This is a genomic window from Sphingobacterium sp. 1.A.4 (assembly GCF_002734245.1).
GTDB lineage: Bacteria > Bacteroidota > Bacteroidia > Sphingobacteriales > Sphingobacteriaceae > Sphingobacterium > Sphingobacterium tenebrionis.
This window is the reverse complement of record NZ_PEAZ01000001.1, coordinates 1-24,832: the sequence shown is the minus strand read 5'-3', so window position 1 is coordinate 24,832 and position 24,832 is coordinate 1. Positions and strand designations below refer to the sequence as shown.

The window sequence follows — 24,832 nt, the reverse complement described above, 5'->3', positions numbered from 1 at the left end:
GGAAAAGGTTGTCTGCTTAGTAAAGACAACCTTTTTATTTTTCCCTATATTTGTGAGAAAGGATATTAGCTTTGATTACTAAAGAAACGATTGATAAGGTACTGGATGCGGCTCGTATAGAAGAGGTGGTGGGTGATTTCGTGGATCTGAAAAAGCGAGGAACTTCCCTAATCGGGAATTGTCCATTCCATAAAGAGAAAACACCTTCCTTTCACGTTTCTGTTTCCAAAGGCATATATAAATGCTTCGGATGTGGAGCGGGAGGCGACTCCCTAAAGTTCATCATGGAGCATGAGAAATACCCTTATCCCGAGGCCATTCGATACCTCGCCAATCGCTATAATATTCCCATTGATGAAGTGGAACGATCGCCGGCGCAGATTGCTGCGCAAGATAAACGCGAAAGCCTTTATGTCACCAACCAATGGGCAAATAAGTTCTTCCGCGAACAACTCTGGGATTCTGATCTTGGTCGTTCCATTGGTCTATCCTATTTCAAGGAACGCGGCTACCGTGAAGACATCATCAAGAAATTTGAACTTGGTTATTCCCCGGATGCCTGGACGAGCTTGGTCGACAAGGCGCAGGAGGAAGGATACATCAGGGAATTCCTCATCGAATTGGGACTGGCGGTAGAAAGGGATGATAAATCGCTCTACGACAGATTCCGGGGAAGGGTGCTCTTCCCGATCCATAATCTTACCGGTCGGGTATTGGGATTCGGCGGAAGGACCCTAAAAACGGATAAGACCGTTCCGAAATATGTGAACTCTCCGGAATCGGAAATCTACCATAAATCGAATGTACTTTATGGTCTCCACCTGGCAAAAAAAGCCATCATGGACAATGATGTCTGTTATTTGGTGGAAGGCTATGCCGATGTCCTTTCCTGTCATCAGGCTGGGGTAGAAAATGTCGTATCCTCTTCGGGAACATCCTTGACGACTGGACAGATCAAGTTGATTTCCCGCTATACCAAGAACGTGGTGATCCTCTATGACGGGGATGCGGCAGGCATCAAGGCTTCCCTGCGAGGGACGGATATGTTGTTGGAGGAAGGCTTGAATGTAAAGGTATTGTTGTTCCCAGATGGAAATGACCCCGATTCGTATATACAGACCTTCGGTGCCAGTGCATTCAAGGAATACCTGAGCAAGCATCAGGAAGATTTTGTTTTCTATAAAACGAACATATTATTGAAGGATACCGGAGGGGATCCGATCAAGCGGGCGGAGGTGATCCGGGAAGTGGTGCAGAGTATTGCTCTGATTCCCGATGAAATCAAGGTGTCCGTCTATCTGAAACAATGTAGTACCTTGTTGGATATCGAGGAAAGAGTATTGTTGAGCGAGCTCAATAAGATCCGGATCGATAAAGCGAAAGCAAAGGATAGGAAGGAGGCTAACCAGGCTGCTAACCAAGCCGCCGCAGCTTCAGCCCCTGATCTGGATGAATTTATTCCGGCCGAAATGTTGGCGGCCATGCAGGCAGAAGGAATCGCTTTACCGGAGGTTTCAAAACCGAAGGTTATTTCCTCCGAGCTCCTCATGGAACGGGAATTTGTTCGCGTACTGTTGAATTATGGTCGGGAACTGGTTACCTGGGAAGGTAATGGCGATGTGCCGGTTGCTCCATTTCTGTTGGCAAGTTTGAGTGATGTGGAACTGGTAGACCCTACCTGTAAGCTCATTGTAGAAGAATTTAAGAAACAAGCGGAGAAATACCAGGTGCCCGAAGCGAAGTTTTTCTTCGCCCATGAAAATGAGGAAGTTTCTGCCTTGGCTGTGGATTCCTTGGCCAAAAAGTACGATATCTCACCGAATTGGAATGATGACAAACGCAAGATTTTTGTGCCTGAGGAGAAGGATCAACTAAAAGATTTGGTGAATCAGTTGATTTTTCGATTGAAAAAGAATAAAATTGAACAGCAAATGCATCAGATTCGCGAAGAATTGAAAACGGTGCAGGATGCCGACGAGATATCCATGCTGTTGACCAAATACCAGATGTTGAAGGAGGGAGAGAAATTGTTGGGGAGCTTACTGGGGAATACGGTGGTTAAATAATTTCTGGAGGATAGGACGTGTCGGATTTAGGGAAGAGAGGCGAAGAAATGGCACGGTTATTCTTAGAGAGGCAGGGACTGAAGGTGCTGGTCTTTGTGGAAATCAAGTTGCGGGGAAAGGGTGAGTTTGTGGAAAGCCATAAGATCTTAAGTAAAGAGAAGAAGCAACGATTGAGCAGGGCAGCGCAAGCCTACCTCCGGATCTCCGGATTTGAAGGCGAAATCCGCTTTGATCTGGTGACATTTATTGAGAATAAAGTAAACTATATACGAGACGCTTTTTGGAACTATTAATATGAAAATGAGCATGAAATTATCGGGTTTAACCCTTTTGATGATACCTTTTTTGTTGGTGATGAGCTGTAAATCACAAAAAGGAAAACTGGAATTTGTAAATCCGGTCACCGGCAGTAAGGTGCTGAAAGGCGATAAAGTACAGGTGAAATTGAACTTTAAGGATGCCAGTCTGGATTCAGTCGTCTATGCGATCGATGGTGAAGTTTTCGAACGTAAATCGGATACCTCTACCGTGGTATTCGATTCCAATGAGATCGGTTATGGAAATAAACAATTAACCGCTAAGATCTATTCGGGCGGAAAAGAGGACATGGCCTATAGTGAATTGTTGATCGTTCCGCCTACACCTAAGAACTATGTTTTTGAAGTGGTCAATACCTTTCCACATGATTCAACGGCCTTTACCCAAGGGCTATATTACGATAATGGGGTATTGTACGAATCAACTGGAATGCAGGGACGTTCTTCCCTACGTAAAGTGGATCTTACTACAGGAAAAGTATTGCAGAAACATGATCTTCCTTCGGAAAGTTTCGGAGAAGGGATGACCGTGGTAGGAAATAAAATCTACATGCTGACCTGGGAAGAGATGAAAGGGTTGGTGTTCGATAAATCCAGCTTTAAGCAACTGAGTACTTTTGCCTATGGCGAGAGTAAGGAAGGTTGGGGTTTGACCTATGATGGGAAGCGTTTCATCAAATCGGACGGTACCAATAAACTATTCTTTTTGGATCCTTCTACCCTGAAGGAAACGGGTTCCATCGTTATCTATGATGATAACGGTCCTATTGATAGCATCAATGAACTGGAGTTCATCGATGGCAAGGTCTATGCGAATCTTTACCATGCAGATAGGGATATCATGGTGATCATTGACCCGAATACCGGAATAGTGGAGGGAAAAGTGAATTTTGTGGGTTTATACGATGGCAAACGCGCTTCGACAGGCAATGAAATGAATGGGGTTGCCTATAAGGCTGATTCCAAAACTTTATTGGTAACGGGAAAGGATTGGACAAAACTTTACGAAGTAAGAATAAAGTAAGCGGATGATTTTTAGATTTTAATTTGTAAATACTATTCTTCCCAGATGATGTCCAGCTCAACTCTTTTAGACTTATTATAAGGTTAGGTGTTTCCTGTAGAACTGTGTGAATGGGAAGCAGATCGCTTCCATAGGGGCAATCCTATAATTCCTGAAAAAAGAATTAGTAAGCCTTTGAGTACGATTGATCCTAGAAAAGGGTGTTTCAATATCAGGGTTTCCAGTATCATAAAAAGAGAAATTTCCACCCTTTAGCATGAGGTCAAGCGTCTGATCATTCCATTTGGGATGTCTCCTAGGAGCAAAGGGGAGAAACTCTTTATCTAAATCTAAAATCTCAGTCAACATGTAATGATGGGCTTCCGCCCATCTTAGAAGCCCTAGCTTTTTATATGCATATTTTAGTTGCTCTTTATGACTATACCAAGCTTACTCTGTACGGTAGGGGCATGGAAATAGGTTTATTTTGTAAATAATATATTTAGGTCTTTATAATTCCCTTTACCAAAGCCTCCCATTGTACAGAAGAGGCACCCAACTTTGCTCCAAGAGCTACAAACAGGTTCCTTATCCTGTCCATAAATGAATCTAGTCGCAGATTCATCAGCTCGTTTCGACCATAATAATTAGCGGTTACGGTATTGCCCACCCTATTTACTTGGAACGTAGAAGTTGCCAAGTTCTTAAAGAAATGTTTGGTCTCATGGTCATCTTCGACATTGGGTTGTGAGCTCGGACGGACAGTTAAAGTAATAAGATCCTGGTCAATCCCAGAAGTTACACTTATCTGTTCGATTTGCACATAGTCGTACCCTCCTGTACTCTTTAGGCCAGGACCTGGAATATCAATTTTTATAAAATCTCCTTCTTGCGGTTCTTCATTACTGTGTTGTCCGGATGCATCCAGAAGTTCAAAACTTGAAGCGGGCAGTTCAGCAACTTGAAACCATTTGTTGATGCTGAGTAATCGAGCCTTTGCCTCTGAGAAAAATTCTTTTGCCATGGTTTCATTTTGAAAATCTACGGATTCCACAATGTCCATCTTTTTGCCTTCGTGATGGGATGGTATCTTATGTTCCATAATACGTTTTAGTTAAGGAACAACCTGAAGACTGGATTAGTTTAAATTTTATCTGCGATTTTTGGGGATTTCCTCCCAAGGATTTGGCAGGGGGCTCAAGTTTAGCCTTGCGGGTATTTCTGCCGCAGAAACGAAAAGGTAACCTAGAATACCAGCTTGGAAACTCTGTGTGGCTTTTTCCAGAAATCCAAACAAGATATCAGACCATTGGGGAATTTGGAATCGTTTGAAATTGCCGGTTCCAAATGGGGAATCACTATTGAGGACAGGTTTGTTTTATGTAGATGTACGGTTGTGGTCAAGTAAATGATTGGTTGGTTTGTCACTTTGGAGTATTTGAAAAAAATATGGCAACCTTCATTGGCAAAGGGCCAACAATGTGTATTTTTGTCCTAAAAGTAAAGATATGCGAATAATGGCCTTTGATTATGGGACCAAGAGACTGGGGATAGCGGTTACCGATCCCTTGCAATTGATCGCAACGTCACTAAAGACCCTGCACCCAGATGCGATATGGGATTTTCTGACGGAATATTTTAAGACGGAAGAAGTGGTAACGTTTGTCGTGGGAAGCCCCAGGCAGATGGACGGGACTGAATCGCAGTCTGCCCAACATGTTCGCGGTTTCATACGTAAATTACGGAAGCGTTTCCCCAATATCCCTGTGGTCGAAGTTGACGAGCGGTTTACTTCAAAAATTGCCCAGCGGACAATCACCGAATCTGGTCTTAAAAGGAGACTACATGATAAAGGTCTTGTGGACAGTATTTCTGCCACCATTATTCTGCAATCTTACATGCAAAGTAAATCATCATAATGGCATTAAAGGATATTCATTTTTTCTCGGAGGATATAGATTTTTCCATAAAAAATAAAAAGAAGATAAGGGAATGGATCGCTGCGGTAATCAAGCAGGAAGGTTTTAGGCGCATTGGTGAACTGAGCTTCGTGTTCTGCTCTGATGCCTACCTTCTGGAGATCAACAGGCAATATCTGGCCCATGATACCTATACGGATATTGTAACCTTTGATTCTTCCCAGGATGGGAATACCATTGCGGGAGATGTTTTTATTTCCGTGGACAGGACGCGAGAGAACGCGATAAAATTTGGGGTAAGCCAGACCGATGAACTTCATCGCGTGCTGATCCATGGGATCCTCCACCTCTGCGGCTATCAGGATAAGGACAAGGGAGATAAATCCCGGATGAGGGCTAAAGAGGATGAAGCACTCTCTCTTAGGGGATTCGTTTAGAAGTTCCATCTTGTGGGCTACAATCCTTCCAATCAATTGTAAGGTTTACATTGGTCCACTCCTACATTTGTTATAGCATGAATTTCCAGGGATGATAAGGAAGATTGGACAAATCATTTTTTTGAAACGACTAGGTGCCTGAGGGAAGGATCGGACAATAGCCTGTCCATTTCCGATATGACCAGATCGGATACCTCGGATTTTACTAACCTGTAATTATCATGGACATATTTCTCCTGTAGGTTTCCAATCTGCTCAGCGGGGGAATACTCCTGTTCCTCTAGTTGCAGTGAGTGATGGTCATTGATGATCCTGGCATGGAATGATTTCAGTTCAACCGGGTTCTTTGGATCATCAGCGACAAGACCTACGAATTCTCCGGCGGATAGGGAGGAGATGACCGATGCAGGGATGGCCGTATCCAATTGTGTTGAATGGCTGACGGAGGTGTCATTGGAATTGACCGAAATACTCCTTTTGGGCTGGACGATCCGTCCGAAACGGTCCGATAGCTGTTTTGCGGTCTCACCTGAAACCTGACCTGATATTACATTTCCCACGATGTTTAATATGACATCAGCGAGATCCCTGCCATAATCTTTTCTTAATTGACTGATATCCTGTACGCAAAGTGTCGTGGATACCCGGTTGCTCCGGGCAGTAGCGATCAGACTGTCTATGTTGTTTAGATAGATCGTTGGGAATTCATCGAACACCAGGCTACTTTTGAGCACACCTTTTCTATTGACCTGTTTGATCAAACGGTTCACATAGAGCGAAAGCACGGCACCATAGGTCTGTATCTTTTGGGGATTGTTTCCCATACAAATTATCTTCGGATTGTCCGGATTGTTGATGTCAAGGTCAAAATCGTTACCTGAGAGAACATAGTAGATCTGGGGAGAGGAAATTCGGGCAAGGGCGATCTTTGCCGAAGCTACCTGTCCCTCGAGCTGCTCCATGGCATCATTCAAATAAGCGTTGACAAAAGGGTTCACCAAGACCTGGATCTCTGGCTGGCTCCTCAGAAGTGAGAAGAGCCGGTCATAGTCCTGTTGCATGAGTTCGATGACATGGGGGAGGGTACAATAGGTCCCCTCATCATATTTTCTGAGATACCATATGACTGCAGTCAGGAGGTTGATCGCTGATTCCACAAAGAAATCGCCCTGACGTTTAATCCAATCCCTGTTGAGCCCCAGAAGAATCGTTCTTGCCGATTCGGCAGCATCGGTAATGTCCTTCATGGCCGAAGGTTCCAGAGGGTTACATCGGTGCGTCCTTTGGAGATCATCGAAATCGATCCTGAAGAATGATGTGGATTTCGTTGAACCGCTACGGTTTTTCTTCCAATGGTGGTAGGCGATCCGGCTAAGGTCGTCATATTTGAAGTCGTATACGAACATGGTGAACCCTTTTTGGATATGTTGAGAAATGATATGTCTTATGACATAATAGGATTTTCCTGATCCGGGGTTTCCAAGTACCAGAATTGCCCGGAACGGATTGATAATGTTGATCCACCCATTCTTCCTTTTACTTCCAAGGGGGAATTCAGTCGGCAGATTGATCGAATATTCATTCTCCAACCGGACCTGTTGCTGGGGGAAGGTCTGGTTGATTGAATTAAAGATATCCTGAATACCCATTTCCAGATGGATGATCCGGGCAAATTGGGTCATACCGACAATAAGGAGAAGGTATCCTAGTGAATTAATGATGGTATAGCAGATCAGCGAAAGAAAAAGGTTCCCGGTTAGCGCAAGAGCCATATGACCAAACAGGTAGAATAAACATCCTATCAAGGAGATGGACAGGGCAATGTGGCTTTTGCGACTCTTATCCTTTTTGCCTTTTACCCCCAATAGGGAAAGTACCAGAAAGAATATAATCGCAGATTTTATGACCGGAACATCCAGAAATCCTGTTTTGAATAAACCGGCCAAGAGCCTGTCGGAAAACCTATTGGTCAGACCGGTACCTAGCAGTTCTGGATAGAACAGAACGTAATAATGGAGCATCAGAAGTACTACCGAAATACTTCGGCTCAGATCGCCCACTTTTCGAAGGCCCTGGATATTCTCTCCGGTATTCATGATATGTCCTGTTTTAACTGCTGCATATGAACTCCCTATGAAATCAGGTGCTCAATAAAGTTAAGTGTAGAATCATTCAGGAAATATACCCCTAAAAAATTAGATATATCCATGTGCCTAGAAAGAGGGGTAATTGACCATAGACTTTAGGATAAGCCGACATGTATGCTTCCTGGACCACTTTTTTGGATTTAAAATCTTCTGATCATGGGCATTCCGGTTTTCCCAGGTTCTTTTCTGAAACTAAAATGTTTTAACATCTATCCGACTATCGAATATTTTCCATATTTTGGCTATTTCAAAATTGAATCAATTGTGTCTCTTATACTCAATAACAATCGACCTACGGTCAGACTTAGGGCATTTCGCGCGATCGATGATCCTGAAACGTGCAAAAGGTTCATCAAGGGGCATGAACACGTTCTGACTGCCATTGGAGTCAAAAAGGTCACTTCCTCAAAAGATGATTGGATGTTCAATCCGGCAGCTTTCGTACTGATAGTTGAATCCCTTGATGGCAATTTCGTTTATGGGGGTGCCCGGATCCATGTGGCTGGCGGAACACAGGCCCTTCCCATAGAAGAGGCGACGGGAATGATGGATCCCAAGATTTTTGATCTAGTTTGGGCCCATGCCCAGTCCGGCACTGGTGAGGGATGTGGACTGTGGAATTCCCGGGAGATTGCAGGCTATGGTATCGGAAGTATATTTTTGACCAGGGCTGCAATTGCCATTGCACCGAAGATTGGGTTAAAGTCACTTTTTGCGCTCTGCGCGCCATACACCATAAACCTCACGAAGGCTGTCGGTTACCGGCAGGAGACGGGTGTGGGTAACAATGGTACCTTCTATTACCCTAAATTGGACCTCTTGGCAACAACCATGGTCCTTGATGACGTTGAGGAGCTCTCCCTAGCCAGTGAACTGGATCGTCAGGCCATTCTGGACCTGCGGCAAATGGGGGTCGGAGCAAGGATTGAGACCCTTCGCTCAAAGGAGATAGAGATACATTACGATCTTGGCCTTAATGATCTGGAGGGATGGGACCTGAATCGGATCATTCAGATGTCCAATGGTCCCCGCAGCATAACAAAAGAGAACGATCCTGATAAAATCATAATCCTATAGTATGAAAGAACCTGATTTCCCGAACCGGGAGTGGCAATACCGCCCCAGTTTTTACGATCTGTCTAACCCCAGTGACCTACTGAAGCTCAATATGCTGCGGATGGACGGCCACATCGATCAGGAATACGATCAGATACAGAGCCAATTGGTGGACCTCTATCTGTGCCGATTTCCAGCTGATGGGGAGCTTTCTGGTTTCGGTGATTTTCTCCATTCCGTTCTAAAAGGAATTCCAATTGAAGAATTTGGCCTATGGGTGTATTATCCCTGGAGGCGTAGCCTAGTGCACATTCTTTCTGAGGAGGAATTCATAGAGGTCAGGACCAACCGTAACCAACTGAAGATCCGATCGGAGGAACAACAACTTTTAAGGGGAAAGACAATCGGCATTATTGGTCTGTCTGTTGGAGCTGCTATCGCACAGACGATAGCGATGGAAAGGACTTGCGGGAGGCTTAAACTGGCAGATTTCGATACACTGGATCTGAGCAATATGAACCGTTTGAAATCCGGGGTGATGGATCTAGGGATGCCGAAAGTTGTCCTGGCAGCCCGAGAGATCGCCCAGATAGATCCTTACCTTGAAGTGGAGATCTTCCCTTTAGGGATGGGAAAGGACAATTATACTGATTTCTTCGGCGGAGGATCACCATTGGATCTATTGGTGGAAGTCTGTGATGGATTACAGGTGAAGATCGAAAGCCGTATGATGGCGAGGGATTTGGGTGTACCTGTCATCATGGAGACAAATGATAGGGGGATGTTGGATATAGAAAGGTTCGATCTGGAACCGGGCCGCCCGATCTTCCACGGTTTATTGGAGGGAACGGATATTGGGGATCCGGAGAAAATCGACCCTGCCAAACGTTTGGAGATACTGATGAAGATCGTTGATCCGCGGAAAATCTCTCCGCGGATGCAGGAATCCCTTCCGATGTTGGGTTCAAGGCTAAAATCTTGGCCACAGTTGGCCTCCGAGGTCATGTTGGGGGCAGCCCTTTGCTGTTGGACCGCAAGAAAGCTGTTGTTGGGTGAGGCTCTTGCTTCAGGAAGGCAATATTTTGACCTTCATGAACTTTTGACCGGTAAACCATACTAAAAAATAACAAATGCGAAAGTTCCGTCCCTTTTTCCTTTGCCTTGTTCTGTTATCCATTTCGGCCAAAATCCTGGCAGGGGACAACATTATACGTTACAAGGGCGAGGATATCCTTTACTTGGGGAAGAAACTGCAAATTTATTCCCAGGAATCGGACCAACTGGAATTACGCGAAGTTCTTTCCAGGCCGGAGCTTTTCGAACAGAGCCGGATCGAGGTCCCAAATCTCGGTATCGACCAGGGTGTCCATTGGATAAAATTCGAGATACTCAATGAATCCGATAAGGAGAACCTGATGCTGGACCTTTCCATGCCTAATATAGACCGGGTGAAATTTTATCGTGTAGGACCTAGCGGAACCGACAGCACGGTCTACTTTCTGGGAGAGCCCTTGAGCAGGAGGAAGTTCAAGCATCAGTTCTTTCTTTTCGATCTGCACCTGAAAAAGGGAGAAAGGGCCATCTGTTACCTGAAGCTGACCAGTAGCACACAGCTGACTGTACCCGTTTCTCTTCATTCGCTTACTGGGCTTTTCCGTTTCCTCCAGCAGGAGGATACCCTCTCGGCCATATATTTTGGTCTGATGCTCTCCCTTATCTTCTATAACGGCTTCATATACATATCCACCAAAGACAGGAACTACCTCAGCTATGTTGGCTATGTGTTCTGGGTGATGTTCGCTCAACTAGCCATACTTGGCCTTTTCGAGCGGATATTCCAGGTGGGCAATGAATGGATCAATTCCAGGATACTGACATTCGGGGGTGCTATGTCGGGCATTGCGACCATAAATTTCGTTAAGACCTTCCTTCAGACCTCCACAAGAACAAAGTATTTCAATTCCTTGTTGAACATATTTTTGTTGGGTTATCTCCTATCGATGGTCCTATTATTGATGGGGTATATATCCTTATCCTACAAGGCAGTTAACATGATCGCCGGAGTGGGTGGAATAATCGTACTGTTGATGGCCTCCATTTTGGCAAAGACTGGAGGAAGACAGACTAGGTTGTTCCTGTTCGCCTGGTATGTTTTTATCATCTCAGTTCTGGTTTTCATCCTAAAGGATTATCAGATTCTTCCGACAAATGTCTTTACTACACGGGCCATTCAGATCGGATCTATAATCGAGGCGCTGATCCTGTCGTTTGCTCTTGCCGATAAGATCAACAGTTATCGAAAGGAGCTCATTGCAGCCAAACTACGTGAGCTGGAAATCTCCCGCGAGAACCAAAGGCTGATCATGGAACAGAATACTATCCTGGAAGATCAGGTTCATAAACGTACCCATGAACTTCAGATGTCAAATGAATCGCTCAATAAAACACTGGTCGATCTTCGTGAGACTCAGGCTCAATTGGTGGAATCGGAGAAAATGGCATCCCTGGGACAGCTTACCGCGGGGGTAGCTCATGAAATAAACAACCCGATCAATTTTGTGACATCCAGTATAACCCCTTTAAGAAGGGACATTGAAATACTCTGGGAACTCTTGGAGAGGTTGGAGGATATAGCGATCTCCGATGGTCTGGGAACGGAACAGAAAAAGGGCTTGATCGAGCTTGCCAAATCGGACCAGGATATTCCCTACCTCAAACAGGAGATCCACTTTTTGCTAAAGGGTGTCCAGGATGGGGCGGAGAGGACCTCGGAGATCGTCAAGAGCCTGAGGGTCTTTTCGCGTGTTGATGAGGATTCGCTGAAGTTCGCTGATATAATCCAGGGGATCGAGTCCACTCTGGTAATCCTAAACACCATGATCAGGGAATCTATCCAGGTCCATAAGGAATTCCAGGAAATCCCCCTCATCGAGTGCTTCCCGGGAAAGCTCAACCAGGTTTTCATGAACATCCTTACTAATTCCATACATGCCCTTAGTGAAAAGTTCGGTGAATCCTTCGGTGCCAGGATAACCATCCAGGTCCGTCTGATCGATGAAAACGATGAGGTAGAAATCCGGTTCCAGGATAACGGAACTGGGATCCCAAGGGAGATCATGAACAGGATATTCGACCCGTTTTTTACTACCAAGGAAGTTGGCGAGGGTACAGGTCTGGGAATGTCCATTGCCTACAAGACGATTGAGCGCCATAACGGAAAGATCCTCGTTGAGTCAGTTCAGGGTGAGGGGACTACATTTATAATCATTCTTCCGGTCAGACAGAACAATTAGGCATTTGAGCGGTAATTCATTAAAAAGTGTTAACAATGGAAAAGAAATTTGATATATTATACATAGACGATGAACAGGCCAACCTGTATTCCTTCAAGGCACTCTTAAGGCTTAGATACAATGTCCACATTACCGATAATACCACAGAGGCACTCAATCTGCTCACCATGAATCCCAATATCAGGATCATCTTCTGTGACCAGAAGATGCCTGGAGAGCAGGGTGTGGAATTCTTTGAGAGGATCCAGGTTGATTTCCCGCGACCTGTTCGGATCCTCCTAACAGCATATGCTGATCCCCAGATCGTCATGGATTCCATCAACAGGGGACATGTTTTCCGTTTCATGGGCAAACCCTGGAACGAGGGAGAACTTCTTTCATGCATTGAAGAGGCAAATAGGTACTATCTCGCAAATACACTTCTTGAGCAGAGGAACCAGGAACTGGTCAAGGCATATGATGAACTCGATAAATTCTCATACAGCGTCAGTCATGACCTGAAGGATCCATTGGCAGGGATGATGAGCGCCATCAAACTTGCCCTTGAGTTCAACAGTGTGGACCAATTGCACGAAATACTAAAGCTCATGAGAAAGTCATTGGTCAAATTGGAGGACTATATCGACAGTCTAAGGGACTATTACCTCTTGCGGAGAGGGGGGCTGAACCTGTCAAAAATTAATTTCCAGGAAGTATTTGATGATCTAACGGATTTCTATAAGGTCTATGCAAATGGGAGTGGTGTAAATCTTGATACGCGTGTCGACCAGGTCTATGCCTTCATAAATGATAGATCGATCATCGAACTCATCATCCACAACCTGGTTTCCAATGCCATCAAGTACCAGAAGGAAACCGAGAAGAACAAGAGCATATTTCTGTCCGTGGTCACCCATCCCGATCATGCGGTTCTGGAGGTCATGGATAACGGGATCGGGATCCCAAAGGAGAGCCAACAGATTATTTTCAATCTATTCCAGCGTGCAAGCGACCAGGCGCATGGAATGGGATTTGGATTGTATAATGTTAAGAGCGCGATCCAGAAGCTCTCAGGTGAGATCCTAGTGGATTCAGAGCTTGGGATGGGGGCAACCTTCAAGGTCATTATTCCCACCAAGTGATTGCTAGGAGATTCCTAGGACAGGAGTTTCTGCCTTAATAGGAATTCAAGCTGTTCATTGGAAAGTTCCAGCCTGGAGTTCTGTTCGATTATCTCCTTCTTGTTCAGGTAGATCTGGAAGGCCTTGGAAATGATCCCATCTATTTCGCTCTCGGTCCAGGGCTTGTTCAGGTAGTGGAATACCTTACCTTTATTGATTGCATCGACCACCGCGGTCATATCCGTATAACCCGTAAGGAGTATCCTCATAGGACTGGGGTCCAGTTCGATCACCTTTTCAAGGAACTCCACTCCAGTCATCCCCGGCATTCGCTGATCGGTGATAATGATGTGGATTTCATTCTTGGAAATTATATCCATTGCATCAGGGCCATTCAAGGCGGTGAAAACATTATATTTAAGCCGAAAGCTGGCCTTGAAGGAGAATAGATTGTTTTCTTCATCATCCACATACAAAATATTGATCTTTTCGCCTGTTTCCATCTACTTTTAATTTCTTACAAAATTAGCAATATTTTCCCGAATCTCGGAATATGTATTTTAAGCGGTGAACGGGGACGAAACGCTTACTTCACCTGTTTGGTCCATGAATTCGTAGAGTCCGTTCCCTAATGGATTGCTTTTGGGCGGTATATTGAGGTGGAATTCCTTTTATTATGATGTCCCTTAGGAACGGCTGCTGCAAACGTGATATGCTAATAGTACAGCCTTGTAGGTGGTCTATGAATATCGTATCCGTTGGGGTTGCTGCACTTTTAATCAGCTGGATCCCTTGTTGAAGAAGAGCATCTTCTATTTTCCTGTCGTTTTCAGGCAACAGTGCCTGCTCTCCAAGAACTACTCTGAGCCTCCTCAGCGATGATCCTACCCGCTCTCCATGGGCACGGAATATTTCCTCCAGTGAAGCCAGTGTTGGTCGGTTTTTAAGTCTTGATGCGGGAATGCCTACGCTCAGGGAGACACCATTTCTGTTGGTTATGAAATATAGAAGGCCGGTAGAGGACCTTTTTTCGGATGGTTGGAGCAAACTGCACTTTATGCCAAAGGTCTTGAGCAGTGTGTTCCATTCACGAAGGTCGCCAAAGCTATATCTTTCCATCAGATGGGCAGTGGTACGTTCAATGGATAGTTTTGTTGGAACTTTTCCGTAATTCAATTCCTGGATGTTATTGGTGTCTGATTGCCGAATGAGGGGTATTGTCTGCTTCGCCCTTACAAGTCCAAAGATCCGTTCAATTTCCCTCTGTGCAGGATCTGATCTTAGCAGACCTATCCTATGCATCCTTATCCTTCTACCATTTGCCAATATATTGGTTGTTACAATATGTATATGGGGATTCTGGGTGTCTCGATGTCTATATGCGAGGTATGGTTGTTTTCCAAATCCTACGGCTTCCATGAATTTCCAACAGATGGCCAGCTGGTGGTGGTCAATTCTGGAAAGATCACTTGGATGGAAATTCAGGATGATATGTACAGCCGGTAACAGCACATTCTCATTGAGGGAACATCGTCTTGCCAGATATTTATTCTTTAATCCCAGATCAAGCGATTGCGTTCCTAAGGGAAAATTTCCCGCTAGGATATAGTCCGCCCTATCCAATGCCACTTTTTTTTCATTATATAATAGGATCTCAGTTGTTCCCTTTAATTCGTATATCAATGCTACCATACCTCCAACATTTTCTCAACAGCCGAATCAAGGGAAAATAGTTCTTCTCTCAGGATTTGAAGGATACCTATGGTGTCCTCCACTTCTGTTTGACCGATCCGCACATACAGCAGTTCTAGGTTCTTTCGCACCTGGGAGACCTCATGTAGGATATCATCCTGGGATCGGTTCCTATATGTGGAAACGATCCGGTTGGAAAAAAGCAGTTTTCTGAAGTAAACTCCCATATTTGGACAGGTTGAGTTTTGTTGTCTATGCTTGATCTTCAGGAACTCCTCATGTGTAAAATAAAGTAGCAGTCTCTTTGTCCTTAAATTCTTCTCATTTTTCATAACTGATATTTATTGCCTGTGGTTCAATCTTCTGGTTGTTCTGTATGGTTTTAGACCGATTTTGGTCGCCCAATCATTCAGGTCCTTATGTCCATCATAAAGCCCGCTCTGGTCATTGAACTTAGGGTCAAGGGAGACAGCATATTGGGTAAGGTTCTTTCCAGGCGGATCATTATCTAGAAAAAGGGAGACTTTTTCATGGGCTTTGAACTTCGGTAAAGCCCTCTCAAATAGGGAAATACCGTTGAGTACAACGAAATCTACTGAATCTGGGCCTATTCCACGGTTCAGTGTGCGAAATGTCAGGAAATCCATGAATCCTTCGAACACCATGACCTCTTTGTTACCTGATAATATACTGGTGATATCCTTTGGAGAACTACTTCCCTTGAAATACGGATTCCTGAGTTCGAGACCGCCCTGGTCATTGGCGAATCCAATTGCGAGATAGGATCTGTCGCGTACCTTAAAGGTTATCTCCCTACAATACTCATCAGCGATCGAAATCGATACCCTTCTTTCCTGGATATACCTCATTAAACTATCTGAACGGAGAGATACGTTACCAATGATTTCCATTTTATGATCAGCATGGTGCTGTGTCTCGGGAAAAGCTAGCCGATGCGGGCGTAAATGACCTGAACCGGACATGTTTTTTATGAGTTCTTTAATGCTCGTGCCCTGATGGATGATAGCAAAATCGATGAGATTGCCGCCTTTTCCGATTCCATAATCATACCAACGGTTCAATTTCCTGTTGATCTTGAAGGATGCTTCGGTTTCATGGCGTATTGGTGAAAGATACCAAAAATCATTTCCCCTGATCCTCTGTGGAGATATTCCACAACTGGCAAGGTAATCCACCAGATCCAAATTCCGGATCAGATCTAGGATGTCACGTGGGTTTGAAGGTTCCATTTCAGCAGCTGGGTTACAACGGTCTAATTTCAGAATCAGATTCCAAATCTGGAATACATATATAAAATCGGCAATGGGTCCAATGGAATAATACACCGTAGGAAAATATATCTGAATTTTATTTCCTGGGTTTGTACAGGGGGATTTTGGTGGAATAGAAAATCGGATCATTTTCAAACCTATAGATTCATCTTTCTTTACAAGAATAATGTCATATACCCTTCGACATGAGATACGTGCATAAGCTTGTCTGGAACTTTCAGCCAAGGCATCTTCCTGAGCTTTATATCGGGCCAGTAAAGAAACGGCCCACAAATTAGAGTGGGCCGTGGTGTGTCTACAGTCTTTTCATAGAGAGTTATAAACCGGATCTATTCTTCATTCCATAATTCCTGGACCCTTTCCACAAAAAGCCCTATGTGGTAGCCATCCATCAATCCGTGATGTCCATGAATGGAAACAGGCATTGTGTTTCGTCCGTTATCCTCTGTTACTTTTCCAAAGGAAATTTTTGGCGAACTGTCAGGGTAGGAGAAACTTCTGGCGTGGGAGAGGGCTGTGAAGTCTATCCATGGAATGGCCGAAAAGTGGATGATACCTTCGCCAGAAACAGCAGGGATTAAATTGTTGGACTGCTGGACTCGTTCAATCTCTTTAAGTGCTGCTGCATAAAAATCGATTTCGTCCTTGTAGTAATCCATATAGGCAAAGCCAAAAGTGCCATTTGGTCGGTTGATGGTAGGCGAGGCATTTATACTGTCAAAGAGATACACCTGCCTGTCGTTGATCCTGTAACGGAAATTTTCTATTTCGTCGGCGGCCCTTAATGCTCTGAATAAATAGTATAGAAAAAAGGAATTTCCCTTTTCTTTGGCGGTTTTATATGCCTGTGTGCAGTCAATGTTAACCGTTGCGCCAAAAAACGGTTCTTCAAATTGGGAAAAGAATTGGAAATGTTCCTTTCTGTTCCACTGTTCAATGTCAATCAATGTTTTCATATCTACAAATAGTTCAGGATTCCGCCAATGCACTTCAGTTCCACAAAATTAACGTGTTTCAAATTATGTTCATGCCGTTCGTATGTCCATGTCACATGGTAGGGAATGTGTCCGCCGTATCCGCCCAATTCCAGAATAGGCAGTATATCCGATTTAATGGAATTGCCCAAAATCAGGAAATTTTCCGGCCTGCAGTCCAAATTTTTTAACAGCTTTTGATAATCGCTCACCTTTTTATCGCTCATTATTTCGATATGATCAAAATAGTCCTCCAATCCGGATCTTTGTAGTTTACGTTTCTGGTCTAATAAATCACCCTTGGTGGCTAAAATCAGCCTAAACCTGCCTTTCAACTGTTCCAGCGTTCTGGGCACGCCCTGCAGTAGTTCGATAGGTTTTTGTAGAAGTTCCTGTCCATTGGCTATGATTTTATCAATCAGTTCCAATGAAGCAGTTCGGTTGGAAACACGGCTAGCGGTTTCCATCATACACAGCATAAAACCTTTCACTCCGTAGCCATAGAGGCTCAGGTTCTTCATTTCGGTATTAAACAGTTCCTGCGATACCGAATGCTGGGGCATATAGTTTTCGAGCAATTCGCAGAATTGTTTTTCCGCTTCCTGAAAGTATGGCTCGTTCATCCATAAAGTGTCGTCTCCGTCGAATGCTATTGTTTTTATACTGTCTTTCATTTATTTACTTTTGTATTATTGAAATGCAAAAATCAACAAACTGAAAAACTAAAAAAAGGACATTTGTCCCGACCGATATATGTTGCGAACTAACCAAACTTTTTTAGGGTATGTGAAGGAGCTTTACGATAATCAGCAACGTAGGGAAAATATTATCGAAAAGCAATATTCCAAAGGGCAGAAGTTGTTCTTTCAAAATGAAAGGGCAACTAAAGTTATGTTTATCAAAGAGGGTGTCGTCAAATGCTTTTTTACGGAAGACAACGGCAAAGAATATATACTTGAGTTTTTAGGCAAGGGCGAAATCATTGGCGAAATTGAATTTATCAGAAAAATCGTTAGTCTTTGCAATATCGAAGCAATGACGGACGTGACGGTTTATGCTGTATCTCCTGGATATTTTGCGGAACTAATAAAGAATGACATAAAACTTAACAATCTGTTAGTAGATGCTTTTGCGGAACGTATAATCAATACGGCAAGTCGGGCTTCATTCCAACAATTGTATACCATAGAGCATAGCTTGGCTAAACTCTTGGAACTACTATCCAAACAGGACATGCACATGTCAAAAGAGGATATCGCTTCATATCTCGGTATTACAGTAAGAAGTCTTAACAGGGCGTTCAAAGGTCTTTCGGAATGATTTAGGAGATCCAAAAAACGGCCGATTGCTTTGGACGGTCTCCGGGATAATTTTGAAGGTTCAAAAAAGAGAATGACCACCCGTTAAATCTCTGCAATTTCTTTAAAATAACATTGCTGATATTTTAGTCAGATATATTGGCATAAATTTGCATTGTGGCGATTTCCTTTTCCTTGCTTTTTTTCCAGGATACCATGCGGAACCCCTTCGGTAAAAAAGCTTTGCTAAAGGTGAGACTTGTCAAATAACAAGTTTTTTTCATAAGGGAATCCGCTTCTTTGTGGGAATATTCAGCTAAGTGCTGAATCCTGCTTACTTTCCATTTACTTTAATCCTACAAATAACCTGAACTTTCCATTTTTCTCCCAAGCGGTCTTTTTAAGTTAGGATATCTCTAATGATTAAAAGTAACTTTTTGGTAAACCTAATTTTTCCAGCTTTCTATCACCATACCAAAAAAATATTTTCATGCCTTTTTTTATCATTGTGGTAAGAATTAATCCACCGTGAAGTTATTATTCGTTTTCATGAAATATTTGCAGTGGTGCTATTCAAGGATTGATGATAAAATCATAAATTAGGAATATATAATTTAAATGGGCGGATGTTGGACATAATAGTAAATAAACCATAAAGTTATAGCAACGATATGAAAGAATTTTGGGAAGAACACTTTATTGAAAAGCAGGAAATGTGGGGCTTTGAACCTGCCAGGTCTGCTCTGATAACCAGAGATTATTTTAAAGACAATTGTGTGAAGAATTTGCTTATTCCCGGTATCGGCTACGGACGAAATGCCCAAGTTTTCAAACAGATCGGAATAGATGTGACCGGCATAGAAATATTCCAAACTGCTATTGATCTAGCAAGGAAACACTACGGAAGTGGAATGGTCATTCATCACGGTTCTGTAACTGAAATGCCTTTCGATACCATCCAATATGATGGTATATTTTGCCATGCGTTATTTCATTTGTTGAACAGTAAGGAAAGAGCCGCTCTAATTGCGGGTTGCTATGACCAACTAATCCAAGGAGGGCTTATGGTATTTACTACCATTACGAAAGAAGCCCATACATACGGTCAAGGTAAATATATCAGCAAAGATCGTTATGGAATGTTTGGCGGAGTAACGATGTTCTTTTACGATAAAGAGACGATACAGGAGGAATTTGGGAGATATGGACTGATTGAAGTAACCGAAGTGAATGGAAATTACCCATTTTATTTGATAAAATGCAAAAAAAAGTGAAGGAAATGAGGGAGTTATCTAGTACATGACCCTATAGATCGTAAGATTGTTATTTCAATCCAGAGGACAATTCTTCTAATTTAGAGCTCCTCCTTTGATGAGAAGATGATTAGTGATCCCTTATTCGTGTGTGTACCTTCTGTTTATGCTCTTTTTGGATTTATTGAAAGGTGCTTGATTGTAATTGAGGGGCATAGCATATCCGTGAAAAACCGGTCAGTGCGCTTGGCCACATCCTTTATCTAAGTTAATTCCTCAATTTAAACGATACCTATTAATAGGTTAAAAATAGTCCTCGGTAGAGTTTAGATGGTTTGAAATAATCTGAATGACCAAAATGATTATTATCAATAAAACGATTACAAATACAATCGATATCAAATCGATCATTTTTTCCTTCTGTTCGTTATTTTCCATTATTGGCCGGTTTTGGAGGTCCTACCGAAACCAGATCAGGTCCCAGATTTGTTTCCTCCAACAAAAGTAAACAAAATATGGCTGGAGGGGAAATTATTTTCGTCATTCTAAAGATAAATATTGATATTCCGTAATATTTTTTCGGTTCTGTATTTATGTTTATAGTGGGCCGTTTGGTTTATTGCTCTCCGATAGATGTCTTTCTGAGGCCCATCTGGCCATCTTGGCGTTCGAACGTTTTGCAAACCACGTATCCTATGGTAAATTCCGTCTTTCAGCAGGAATTTTAATGGTATTATATTTTTGTTGTTTTTTTGTAATCCCAATGCAAAGTACATAAAGAATCCTTTGACTTATATCGGTTGTTATGTTTTCTAAAATCATTGGTCATACATTCTCCAAGGTAGCTGGTATCGTTTCCAATAAAATAGTCCTTAATCAGTTCACGATCCTGCCAGTTGACCAAAGGAAGTTAATCCGGTCCATATCCCTAATGGATATCGAAGTAAGCAATCGGCCCACCATTGAAGTTCTCTCGGGAATTTCTATTAAATAGATTACAAAATTACCTGACTTAAGAATACACTCCGGAGAAGAAAATGAATGGAATTTTAACGATGAGATTATTATAAATCTCACTAGATATTCTTTAGAGATCAAGGTGAGATTATTTAAAGGAGTATATAGAGAAATCTTTATGGAATCATTATCCGTCGGCTCCATGCATATTTGGCAAAATCCTCAGTTTCCCCTAAGATATAGTAAAGTACCGATCCTAGAGTATAGAAAGCAATTGTATTTTTCCCAATGGGGTTATTTCAAATTCATATGGATAATTTAGCAACTTATCGTTCCCCTTTTTCTTTGATGCAATCTTGGACTTCTTTAATAGCTTTGATAGAGATTGTTTAAATTCCGGATAAACCTCCAGATCAAGTAAACTCATGTTGTGATATAACCTGTTCAGGATAACGTGTTCAAGATTTAATAACTCCATAGCACATTTGTATAAAGCCATAATTTTTATCAGAAGAATTAACGTTTTAGTTAGATATGATTTAACGTTGTGTATTATACAAAAACCAAAAGGAATTGTTTTATATTTTTTTGAACTTTTGGGATTTTCCGTTCTACTATATATAATCAATGACTTTTCCATTGTTATTATAGTAATTGTTTCAAGATGTTACAATTGTGCCATCTTTTTTTGAAAGTATATCTTCCCAATTAAATAATTCCATTTGACTAATTTCAAAAGTCAAGATGTAATTTAATTTTTTTGGTTAGCTTTAACCTGATAATATTAGTCACCCTGCCATTGGGTAAATTGGTTCGCAAGCCTACATCACTCGATCGTAGGCTTGTTTGTTTGGGTTATAAGGGTCGAATTATTACTGGGCCGGAAAACATTAGCGTTTTTTCATTCTGCTAGGGACCCATGGTAGTATTTGCTATGGATAGCATTAAACAGGATTTTCCCTTTTTCGGGGGCTCTATTTCATTACATTCTATGGTTCCCAAAATATTTATCTGAAGGAAATTTTTACAACGCAGTAAATCCAATATTTTTTATTCCAAAAATAAAAAAACCACTCCGAAGAGTGGTTCTGAGATGAATAATTATAGAATAGAATATTTAATCCGCTTTACTGTTAAGGTTTGTGTCCGCCAAAGCCGTGAGATTTTTATCGCAAGCTTTTTCCTCCTTTAGTGTGGCCAAAAGTAATTTCACTGCTTCTTTGTGCCCTAGCACCTTGGCAAATGCAGCCAAAGTCCCATAAGTAGCTATTTCGTAATGTTCAACCTTCTGTGAAGAAGCTATTATACCTGCGTCCCTAACGGGGCCCACCTCAGTTTCCTTCATTATACCCTCACTTTCCTCCAATAGACCAGCCATTGCATCGCATTTTTCTGCCGAAGCCTTCTTGCCTATGGATTTAAAAACTTCTTCCAACCTGGAAACATGTTCCTTGGTTTCTTCTAGATGGGATTGCACCGCTGATTTCAATTCTTTAGCTGTAGCATTTTTTTCCATTTTAGGTAGAGCTTTCACCAATGCCTTCTCTGCCCAATAGATATCTTTCAGGCCATCCTCAAAAAGGCCTTGAAGATCTTTGGCTGCATCTGCTTTTGCTTTAACTTTTGTTTCGCTGGTAGGACTTTTTTTTGTTGTAGCCATAATTTTAAAATTAGATTGTCTTTTTAATAGTAAACACTAACCATCCTTTATGGTTTTATTTTTTTTTATGCGCGGTAGATCTCTGTACTTTTGATTTTAAACCATTCATTTTTACGAAGCGTTAAATGTTTGTTTTTGATAAATGGTAATTACGCGATTGTCATATTGCGATTAATTGACTTCATTAGTTCAGGATTATTCCTATATTTCAGGAATGAAAAACACCATCACGGCTAGGATGACTATACCCAACCATATATTCTTGGAGCAGGGTGGTCTATCATACCTTCAAAGTCAGATCAATTTAATCTCAAAAGACCTGCAGCAAGAATATGGATATAATCACATTGAATATCTTGATCATAAATTGGAGGATTCTTCTGTGGATACTGCCGATTCAGACCATCTCGTATTTGTGATAACTTTTGGGGTGGAATAATTTTTATCTTGCCTCAACCTTTTTATTGGAATTATAAACCTGCATATTTTATTATTCAATTCGAATTGATAAGGAATCCTTATTATCTTAATTAATTTGCATAAATGGTTTAATATCCGTTTTATTAAACTTTCCTTAAAATTTAACATCCCTCCTTCTGCCATCCCATTTCGAAAATATTAATTATGAATAGCTCTAATATTGAAATTAGATAGCAGGACGCCTATACTTTCTTAACATTTTGTGGAATTATTACAAAATGTGGTATCATTTTAATTATTAAATTTATAACATGGAAAAATTAGCTCATTTACCATTGGATAAAAGGGAACAGATTTTGGATATTCTTGAAATCATTAAGGATGTGGCTTTACCTGAAAAAGTGATCTTATTCGGGAGTTTTGCTAGAGGGGACTGGGTGGATGATGAATATCAAGAAGGAGGAGCAACCTATAGTTATCGAAGCGATTTTGATTTTTTAGTTGTTTTAAATAATGAATTAAAAGAAAAAGAATATGAGATTGTTAGTAAGATAGAGAATAGAACCTTAGGATTTGATCATGATGTAAGTCCTATTGTCCATACAATTGAATATATAAACAAAGGTTTGTCCTCTGGACAATATTTTTTCAAGGATATTATTAAGGAAGGAATTGTGTTGTATGATTCTAATAATGTTGTTTTTTCAAGCTTAGAAATTATTTCTCCAGAAAATGAATACCAATTAATTAAACAATATTATGAAAATTGGATAATTTCAGGGAGTGAATTTTTAGAGGGCACCAAGATCTTGTTTAAAAATGCATTAGATAAAAAATCTTCTTTAAACCAAGTCATTTTTAATTTAAACCAGAGTATTGAAAAATTTTATGGAGGGATTCTCCTAATTTATACAGGGTACAAGCCTAAAACTCATAAAATAAAAATTTATCGGAAATATTCTAAACACATTTCTCAAGAACTGAATCAACTATTTAATTTTCCTATTGGAGATTCTGAAGAAGTTAGGCTTTTTGATATATTAAATAAAAGTTATATTGATTCAAGATATCAAGAAGGCTATTTTATTGATGTTGTTGACTTAAAAAAATTGATTGAAAAAGGTGAGAGATTAGAAAAAGTAGTTATAAAGCTAAGTAAAGTTAAATTAACAAGATAATTAGATATCTTCAAAAAGGTCTTGAATAGTACATTCAAGCGCTAAGGAAATAATATAAATATTATAAATTGAGGTTGTTACTCTACCATTTTCAATTCTAGCCAGAGATTGATAATCTTTAAATCCCAACAAAGCAGAAAGATCGGTTTGGGTTAAATTGCGTTTTTGTCGCATTTCTTGAATTTTAGCACCCAATTTTTTTCTAAACTTTAATTCCTTTGCATCCATACAATCTAAACAAAGGATTCCCTATATTTATTTACCAAACAAATTTGTTTAGTTGTAAAATGTTTTATATCTTTGTTAATCATTTATTGGTTAGGCGTGAGAAACCTAGAGCCAATTTGAATGAATATTATAAACTTACATTTCCCTATAAAGAATTCAGGAGAGGCCTCCTTTGGTTTGTGGACGCGTAGTTTCTCACGCCCACCCATGGGACAAAGGAGCCGCCTTTTCTGTCAGTTCCATCTGTAACCCTCCCGAAAATTCGGACTGTCTGAAACGCGAAAATTCGTAACTTAGAACAGTACAATGAAAAAGACAAGAATCAGCGAGAGCCAGATTGTTTCTGCGATCAAGCAACATGAATCGGGTAAAAGCACTTCGGACATCTGCAGGGAGTTGGGTGTCCACCAAGCAACCTTTTACACTTGGAAGAAGAAGTATTCCGGGATGGACAGCCAAGAGCTGCGCCGTATGAAGGAACTGGAGGAAGAGAACCGCCGTCTCAAGCAGATGTATGCGGACCTCGCCCTGGACCACAAGAT

General features: G+C 41.6%; 25 protein-coding genes. 14 read left to right on the top strand and 11 right to left on the bottom strand.

From position 1 onward, the window contains the following. Window positions 1-71: 71 nt before the first annotated feature. From dnaG to CRJ00_RS00120, 3 genes are read left to right on the top strand one after another with little or no spacing between them, the layout of a single operon-like run. Window positions 72-2,066: a DNA primase gene (gene dnaG / locus CRJ00_RS00130; RefSeq protein WP_099364912.1), complete on the top strand. Its 1,995-nt coding sequence runs from the start codon at window positions 72-74 to the stop codon at window positions 2,064-2,066. Window positions 2,067-2,113: 47 nt separating this feature from the next. Then, window positions 2,114-2,359 (top strand): YraN family protein, encoded by a 246-nt coding sequence (locus CRJ00_RS00125; protein ID WP_099364911.1) that lies wholly within the window; start codon window positions 2,114-2,116, stop codon window positions 2,357-2,359. A gap of 7 nt (window positions 2,360-2,366) precedes the next feature. Then, complete coding sequence (locus tag CRJ00_RS00120; protein ID WP_257213637.1) at window positions 2,367-3,407, top strand: glutaminyl-peptide cyclotransferase; 1,041 nt, start codon at window positions 2,367-2,369, stop codon at window positions 3,405-3,407. Between the two features lie 481 nt (window positions 3,408-3,888). On the opposite strand, the gene CRJ00_RS00115 is transcribed toward CRJ00_RS00120, so the two are convergent. Further along, window positions 3,889-4,488, bottom strand: a complete 600-nt coding sequence (locus CRJ00_RS00115) for a hypothetical protein (protein WP_099364910.1) — start codon at window positions 4,486-4,488, stop codon at window positions 3,889-3,891. A 406-nt stretch (window positions 4,489-4,894) separates the two neighbouring features. On the opposite strand from CRJ00_RS00115, the gene ruvX reads away from it, so the two are divergent. Continuing rightward, on the top strand, window positions 4,895-5,305 hold the full coding sequence (gene ruvX / locus CRJ00_RS00110; protein WP_099364909.1) for a Holliday junction resolvase RuvX: 411 nt from the start codon (window positions 4,895-4,897) through the stop codon (window positions 5,303-5,305). Next, the gene (gene ybeY, locus CRJ00_RS00105) at window positions 5,305-5,742 is read left to right on the top strand and encodes an rRNA maturation RNase YbeY (RefSeq protein ID WP_099364908.1); all 438 of its coding nucleotides are present in this window, start codon (window positions 5,305-5,307) and stop codon (window positions 5,740-5,742) included. Before ruvX ends, ybeY begins: the two co-directional genes overlap by 1 nt. A gap of 113 nt (window positions 5,743-5,855) precedes the next feature. Here ybeY and mobC read toward each other — a convergent pair whose 3' ends face one another. Further along, window positions 5,856-7,838 carry a conjugal transfer protein MobC gene (gene mobC, locus CRJ00_RS00100; protein ID WP_099364907.1) on the bottom strand — a complete coding sequence of 661 codons (1,983 nt, stop codon included), beginning with the start codon at window positions 7,836-7,838 and terminating at the stop codon, window positions 5,856-5,858. A 207-nt stretch (window positions 7,839-8,045) separates the two neighbouring features. On the opposite strand from mobC, the gene CRJ00_RS00095 reads away from it, so the two are divergent. The 4 genes from CRJ00_RS00095 to CRJ00_RS00080 are packed head-to-tail and all read left to right on the top strand — an operon-like array spanning window position 8,046 to window position 13,359. Next, entirely contained in the window at window positions 8,046-8,966 is a 921-nt protein-coding gene (locus CRJ00_RS00095; protein WP_257213636.1) for a hypothetical protein, read from the top strand. A gap of 1 nt (window position 8,967) precedes the next feature. After that, a complete protein-coding gene (locus CRJ00_RS00090; RefSeq protein ID WP_099364906.1) occupies window positions 8,968-10,065 on the top strand; it encodes a ThiF family adenylyltransferase in 1,098 nt (365 codons plus the stop codon). A gap of 10 nt (window positions 10,066-10,075) precedes the next feature. Beyond that, window positions 10,076-12,238, top strand: coding sequence for a sensor histidine kinase (locus tag CRJ00_RS00085; protein ID WP_099364905.1), 2,163 nt, complete (start codon window positions 10,076-10,078; stop codon window positions 12,236-12,238). A gap of 35 nt (window positions 12,239-12,273) precedes the next feature. Further along, window positions 12,274-13,359 (top strand): hybrid sensor histidine kinase/response regulator, encoded by a 1,086-nt coding sequence (locus CRJ00_RS00080; RefSeq protein ID WP_099364904.1) that lies wholly within the window; start codon window positions 12,274-12,276, stop codon window positions 13,357-13,359. 14 nt (window positions 13,360-13,373) lie between these two features. Here CRJ00_RS00080 and CRJ00_RS00075 read toward each other — a convergent pair whose 3' ends face one another. From CRJ00_RS00075 to CRJ00_RS00050, 6 genes are all read right to left on the bottom strand, one after another. Then, a complete protein-coding gene (locus tag CRJ00_RS00075) occupies window positions 13,374-13,841 on the bottom strand; it encodes a response regulator (RefSeq protein ID WP_099364903.1) in 468 nt (155 codons plus the stop codon). 88 nt (window positions 13,842-13,929) lie between these two features. Beyond that, window positions 13,930-15,030, bottom strand: a complete 1,101-nt coding sequence (locus tag CRJ00_RS00070) for a relaxase/mobilization nuclease domain-containing protein (RefSeq protein ID WP_099364902.1) — start codon at window positions 15,028-15,030, stop codon at window positions 13,930-13,932. Beyond that, window positions 15,024-15,362, bottom strand: coding sequence for a plasmid mobilization protein (locus CRJ00_RS00065; protein WP_099364901.1), 339 nt, complete (start codon window positions 15,360-15,362; stop codon window positions 15,024-15,026). Before CRJ00_RS00065 ends, CRJ00_RS00070 begins: the two co-directional genes overlap by 7 nt. Window positions 15,363-15,371: 9 nt before the next feature. Next, window positions 15,372-16,451: a toprim domain-containing protein gene (locus tag CRJ00_RS00060; RefSeq protein WP_144038044.1), complete on the bottom strand. Its 1,080-nt coding sequence runs from the start codon at window positions 16,449-16,451 to the stop codon at window positions 15,372-15,374. A gap of 200 nt (window positions 16,452-16,651) precedes the next feature. Continuing rightward, on the bottom strand, window positions 16,652-17,278 hold the full coding sequence (locus CRJ00_RS00055) for a chloramphenicol acetyltransferase (RefSeq protein ID WP_099364899.1): 627 nt from the start codon (window positions 17,276-17,278) through the stop codon (window positions 16,652-16,654). Window positions 17,279-17,280: 2 nt separating this feature from the next. After that, window positions 17,281-17,970, bottom strand: a complete 690-nt coding sequence (locus CRJ00_RS00050; protein WP_099364898.1) for an HAD family hydrolase — start codon at window positions 17,968-17,970, stop codon at window positions 17,281-17,283. A gap of 79 nt (window positions 17,971-18,049) precedes the next feature. On the opposite strand from CRJ00_RS00050, the gene CRJ00_RS00045 reads away from it, so the two are divergent. Further along, window positions 18,050-18,616, top strand: coding sequence for a Crp/Fnr family transcriptional regulator (locus CRJ00_RS00045; protein ID WP_099364897.1), 567 nt, complete (start codon window positions 18,050-18,052; stop codon window positions 18,614-18,616). Between the two features lie 649 nt (window positions 18,617-19,265). Further along, the gene (locus tag CRJ00_RS00040; protein ID WP_099364896.1) at window positions 19,266-19,868 is read left to right on the top strand and encodes a class I SAM-dependent methyltransferase; all 603 of its coding nucleotides are present in this window, start codon (window positions 19,266-19,268) and stop codon (window positions 19,866-19,868) included. A 1,192-nt stretch (window positions 19,869-21,060) separates the two neighbouring features. Here CRJ00_RS00040 and CRJ00_RS00030 read toward each other — a convergent pair. Both CRJ00_RS00030 and CRJ00_RS00025 read right to left on the bottom strand, forming a co-directional pair. Further along, entirely contained in the window at window positions 21,061-21,444 is a 384-nt protein-coding gene (locus CRJ00_RS00030) for a hypothetical protein (RefSeq protein WP_099364894.1), read from the bottom strand. A gap of 477 nt (window positions 21,445-21,921) precedes the next feature. Further along, window positions 21,922-22,464, bottom strand: a complete 543-nt coding sequence (locus CRJ00_RS00025) for a YciE/YciF ferroxidase family protein (RefSeq protein WP_099364893.1) — start codon at window positions 22,462-22,464, stop codon at window positions 21,922-21,924. A 214-nt stretch (window positions 22,465-22,678) separates the two neighbouring features. Between CRJ00_RS00025 and CRJ00_RS00020 the strand changes: the two genes are divergently transcribed. After that, window positions 22,679-22,903, top strand: a complete 225-nt coding sequence (locus CRJ00_RS00020) for a hypothetical protein (protein WP_099364892.1) — start codon at window positions 22,679-22,681, stop codon at window positions 22,901-22,903. A gap of 292 nt (window positions 22,904-23,195) precedes the next feature. Further along, window positions 23,196-24,062 carry a HEPN domain-containing protein gene (locus CRJ00_RS00015; protein WP_099364891.1) on the top strand — a complete coding sequence of 289 codons (867 nt, stop codon included), beginning with the start codon at window positions 23,196-23,198 and terminating at the stop codon, window positions 24,060-24,062. On the opposite strand, the gene CRJ00_RS00010 is transcribed toward CRJ00_RS00015, so the two are convergent. After that, complete coding sequence (locus CRJ00_RS00010) at window positions 24,063-24,290, bottom strand: helix-turn-helix transcriptional regulator (RefSeq protein WP_099364890.1); 228 nt, start codon at window positions 24,288-24,290, stop codon at window positions 24,063-24,065. It lies immediately after the preceding gene. A gap of 306 nt (window positions 24,291-24,596) precedes the next feature. Between CRJ00_RS00010 and CRJ00_RS00005 the strand changes: the two genes are divergently transcribed. Further along, a partial coding sequence (locus CRJ00_RS00005; protein WP_144038043.1) for a transposase occupies window positions 24,597-24,832 on the top strand: 236 nt, incomplete at its 3' end.

Bases quoted from the DNA above. Each gene is read 5' to 3' on its own strand.
- CRJ00_RS00125 (WP_099364911.1), top strand. From the start codon at position 2,114: ATGGCACGGTTATTCTTAGAGAGGCAGGGACTGAAGGTGCTGGTCTTT.
- CRJ00_RS00120 (WP_257213637.1), top strand. From the start codon at position 2,367: ATGAGCATGAAATTATCGGGTTTAACCCTTTTGATGATACCTTTTTTG.
- CRJ00_RS00115 (WP_099364910.1), bottom strand. From the start codon at position 4,488: ATGGAACATAAGATACCATCCCATCACGAAGGCAAAAAGATGGACATT.
- ruvX (WP_099364909.1), top strand. From the start codon at position 4,895: ATGCGAATAATGGCCTTTGATTATGGGACCAAGAGACTGGGGATAGCG.
- ybeY (WP_099364908.1), top strand. From the start codon at position 5,305: ATGGCATTAAAGGATATTCATTTTTTCTCGGAGGATATAGATTTTTCC.
- mobC (WP_099364907.1), bottom strand. From the start codon at position 7,838: ATGAATACCGGAGAGAATATCCAGGGCCTTCGAAAAGTGGGCGATCTG.
- CRJ00_RS00095 (WP_257213636.1), top strand. From the start codon at position 8,046: ATGGGCATTCCGGTTTTCCCAGGTTCTTTTCTGAAACTAAAATGTTTT.
- CRJ00_RS00090 (WP_099364906.1), top strand. From the start codon at position 8,968: ATGAAAGAACCTGATTTCCCGAACCGGGAGTGGCAATACCGCCCCAGT.
- CRJ00_RS00085 (WP_099364905.1), top strand. From the start codon at position 10,076: ATGCGAAAGTTCCGTCCCTTTTTCCTTTGCCTTGTTCTGTTATCCATT.
- CRJ00_RS00080 (WP_099364904.1), top strand. From the start codon at position 12,274: ATGGAAAAGAAATTTGATATATTATACATAGACGATGAACAGGCCAAC.
- CRJ00_RS00075 (WP_099364903.1), bottom strand. From the start codon at position 13,841: ATGGAAACAGGCGAAAAGATCAATATTTTGTATGTGGATGATGAAGAA.
- CRJ00_RS00070 (WP_099364902.1), bottom strand. From the start codon at position 15,030: ATGGTAGCATTGATATACGAATTAAAGGGAACAACTGAGATCCTATTA.
- CRJ00_RS00065 (WP_099364901.1), bottom strand. From the start codon at position 15,362: ATGAAAAATGAGAAGAATTTAAGGACAAAGAGACTGCTACTTTATTTT.
- CRJ00_RS00060 (WP_144038044.1), bottom strand. From the start codon at position 16,451: ATGATCCGATTTTCTATTCCACCAAAATCCCCCTGTACAAACCCAGGA.
- CRJ00_RS00055 (WP_099364899.1), bottom strand. From the start codon at position 17,278: ATGAAAACATTGATTGACATTGAACAGTGGAACAGAAAGGAACATTTC.
- CRJ00_RS00050 (WP_099364898.1), bottom strand. From the start codon at position 17,970: ATGAAAGACAGTATAAAAACAATAGCATTCGACGGAGACGACACTTTA.
- CRJ00_RS00045 (WP_099364897.1), top strand. From the start codon at position 18,050: ATGTTGCGAACTAACCAAACTTTTTTAGGGTATGTGAAGGAGCTTTAC.
- CRJ00_RS00040 (WP_099364896.1), top strand. From the start codon at position 19,266: ATGAAAGAATTTTGGGAAGAACACTTTATTGAAAAGCAGGAAATGTGG.
- CRJ00_RS00030 (WP_099364894.1), bottom strand. From the start codon at position 21,444: ATGGAAAAGTCATTGATTATATATAGTAGAACGGAAAATCCCAAAAGT.
- CRJ00_RS00025 (WP_099364893.1), bottom strand. From the start codon at position 22,464: ATGGCTACAACAAAAAAAAGTCCTACCAGCGAAACAAAAGTTAAAGCA.
- CRJ00_RS00020 (WP_099364892.1), top strand. From the start codon at position 22,679: ATGAAAAACACCATCACGGCTAGGATGACTATACCCAACCATATATTC.
- CRJ00_RS00015 (WP_099364891.1), top strand. From the start codon at position 23,196: ATGGAAAAATTAGCTCATTTACCATTGGATAAAAGGGAACAGATTTTG.
- CRJ00_RS00010 (WP_099364890.1), bottom strand. From the start codon at position 24,290: ATGGATGCAAAGGAATTAAAGTTTAGAAAAAAATTGGGTGCTAAAATT.